The sequence below is a fragment of the Peptostreptococcus sp. genome (genome assembly GCF_977045075.1).
In genome coordinates this window covers 1-2830 of record NZ_CDRRTB010000128.1, presented here as the reverse complement: position 1 = coordinate 2830, position 2830 = coordinate 1, and the positions used below count along the sequence as shown (strand labels likewise).

Here is a 2830-nt window from a genome sequence, read left to right as displayed (position 1 = left end):
ATCAGCCCTAATAAGCAGACTCTCGCCTGGTTGAACATTTATACCTGACTTGATAGCCAGCTGGGCAAACTTATCTATTCTACTATCTAAACTCATCTTATCTTCTCCTTATCTTCTAATATTTTTCGTAAAAAGTTACTTATTTTCCAAAAACTCCTGTGGAATTATGCTCTTGACTATATTCCTATAATTTTCAAGGTGATAGGCCCCATTTCCGTACATTTCTATGTGCCTGTTGGCAAGGTCTGTTGGGTACTTGTCCATCCTGTAGACAGAACCATCAAGCCCATACTGGTTTCTCTCCAAATGGAATACTAGTGGAACAAACTTGGGTTTATCTATATACTTTTTATCGCCATCCTTGACAAAATCAAATGTAGCCATACCCTCTAGGTAGGTAATAGGGGTCAACATATTATGGACAAAGTTACCTGTACCATAATATACCAGGGTCTTCTTTTTGTCCTGGTTTTCCAACCACTTAACTGTCTGAATCTTATGGGCATGGGTTCCCAAGACCACATCTACACCCAGGTCACTAAATAGCCTAGAATACCTCTTTTGCGTATTGTCTAGGGCCTGTATGCCCTCTTCTCCCCAATGGCAGGAAACCAGTATAAAGTCTACCTTGTCCTTGATATTGGCTACATCCCTCCTAATCTTATCCTCATTTAGGTAGGAAACCCTGTAGTCTGTATCTGGTTCAATACCGTTTGTTCCATAGGTATAGCATAGAAATCCTACTTTTATACCATTTTTATCAATAATTACAGGTTTGTCCCTATCCTCCTGGGATGTAAATACACCTGTATGGTATACATCTGTTTGGTCCCACAGTTTTATTGACTCCGGTATGGCCCAAGGCCCCTTGTCAAGAGAGTGGTTGTTGGCCATATTGATCATGTTAAAACCAGCCCTAGTCAAGGCAGGTATCATGGCCTGGGGAGTATTAAAGTGGGGGTAGGTTCCTATCCCAAACTTATCTCCAGCTATGATGGACTCTTGGTTGATATACTTGAGGTCATACTGGTCTAGTTCCGGCTTTATATTTTCATATAGGTGGTCAAAATCATACTGGCCATCTCCAAAAAGGCCCTTACGCCTGTCAGCTGCATTATAAATAGAGTCGTGGATAAGATTATCCCCAACACCTGCAAACCTAAGCCTCTTAACTGATGTTTCCTGCTTATTAGCCCTCCTAAGTGAGCTGATTTCAGTCTGGAAAAAGTAGCCCATGGATAAAAGAAATATTAATATTATACCAACAGATAAAAAAATAAAGTTCTTTTCGTTTTTAAGATTCATTCGACCCACCTGTTTCATGATTATAGTATATTTATAAGCTTCTTAGTACATTATATCACAAGAAATTGTATATCTCTATACAAGTGAAGATAAGATATTATATTTGATTCATTAGTTGTTCCATAGGTTGATGGCATGCCCGTCATACCACAAAAAAGCGACCAGGCCTTTGGCTTGGTCGCTGAAAGAGTAAATGGGAGGTTACCCTTCTTAAAATATTGACTACAAATGTATTTTAATAATTTATCTATATTATGGAGTACTAGCTTACAGACTCTAGCCAAGATTCAAGCTGGTCTCTGATATGACCATCCCTTTCTTCAAAGGCCCTTGTCTCTTCATCAACCCTCTTCTTTAGGTCGTCACTTAATTCTCTTGCTGCAAAAGTATATACTACCTTATCTTCCTTCTCTATGTGTCTAGCTAGAAGGTCTCCATAGCCAACTGCATTAGCTATGATGTCTAGCTTATATATATCATCCTGGCTCTTTTCATAATTATCCAAGGCAGCCTCTAGGTTAGTCATAAATAGCCTGCCTAGGTCGTGCTCAACCAACATACCCTGCCTGATTAGCTTTTCTGCAACTGGTGGAAGCTCATCTACCATTATCTTAAATAGGATTTCTTCCTCCTTGCCGTGGTGGTGCTTATCAGCGTAATTTCTCGCAAAATTTATATACTGCCTAAACTTATCTATGTCAACAGCCTTGCCATCAAGGATATCCTTGCAACTAGACTTCATTATGCCCACAAATTTTAATATATTCTGGTGCTCTGCTACCAAAAGGTCTATACCGTACATCTTACTTCCTCCTAAGCTCAAATTCATTTTCTCCATCCCATGAATATGATATATCAGACTGACTTAAGAGACCTTCAATCACGCTAGTCCTTATCTGATAAAAGTCCTTACTTGACCTTCCATAAGGCTCCCAATAGTCTGCATGTATGTCCAATCTATCCCTCCACCTGAATGAGTCTTCTGTAGAGTCTAGCATTTCTTCTACCCTATCACATGGCATACCGTTTAACATCTTACCTGCTATTGCTGGGTATACATCTTCTATGCCTAGGTCACTACCAAGGTTATGGTCCTGACCATACTGTCTTCCTATATTCTTTATATCTTCTATAGTAAATATCCCTGACCTTAATGCCTCATCAACTACAAAGGCTAGTCTCTTCTCAACTATTACTACTAGTGACTGTAGAGACCCATGTATATTTGTAGTATCTACTATCTCCTCTAGGCTACCTGCTGGCACACCTGCCAAGCTTAGGTCCAGCTTCAATTCCAGCTCATTGTTGCCAGTCTTTTCCTCTGCTGCCTTCACTATTGCATCAACTAGTCCCTCCTGGAACTTGATCTTATTGTACATTATATGGTGAATTGGTCCCAAAAATAAACTCATATTTCTACCTCCTACTTGCTGTTTAGCTTAGCTAGTACATCCTCTACATTTAGGCCGTGTACCATACATGCATCCTCTAGTGATTCCATCTGTGATGATGGGCAACCTAGACA

The 2830-nt window shown here is 39.8% G+C and carries 4 protein-coding genes; all 4 read right to left on the bottom strand.

Annotated elements, in window-relative coordinates:
* Positions 1–135: 135 nt before the first annotated feature.
* Entirely contained in the window at positions 136–1305 is a 1170-nt protein-coding gene (locus tag ACW6OJ_RS07840) for a CapA family protein (RefSeq protein WP_456096251.1), read from the bottom strand.
* Positions 1306–1567: 262 nt separating this feature from the next.
* Complete coding sequence (locus ACW6OJ_RS07835) at positions 1568–2107, bottom strand: hemerythrin domain-containing protein (protein ID WP_293426804.1); 540 nt, start codon at positions 2105–2107, stop codon at positions 1568–1570.
* 1 nt (position 2108) lies between these two features.
* The gene (locus ACW6OJ_RS07830; RefSeq protein WP_455104354.1) at positions 2109–2717 is read right to left on the bottom strand and encodes a hypothetical protein; all 609 of its coding nucleotides are present in this window, start codon (positions 2715–2717) and stop codon (positions 2109–2111) included.
* An 11-nt stretch (positions 2718–2728) separates the two neighbouring features.
* Positions 2729–2830, bottom strand: a 102-nt coding sequence (locus ACW6OJ_RS07825) for a DUF1858 domain-containing protein (RefSeq protein ID WP_456096252.1), incomplete at its 5' end; no start/stop codon positions are given.

What these genes read in the sequence shown, in the direction of transcription:
- ACW6OJ_RS07840 (WP_456096251.1), bottom strand. Translation starts at nt 1,305, where the DNA reads ATGAATCTTAAAAACGAAAAGAACTTTATTTTTTTATCTGTTGGTATA.
- ACW6OJ_RS07835 (WP_293426804.1), bottom strand. Translation starts at nt 2,107, where the DNA reads ATGTACGGTATAGACCTTTTGGTAGCAGAGCACCAGAATATATTAAAA.
- ACW6OJ_RS07830 (WP_455104354.1), bottom strand. Translation starts at nt 2,717, where the DNA reads ATGAGTTTATTTTTGGGACCAATTCACCATATAATGTACAATAAGATC.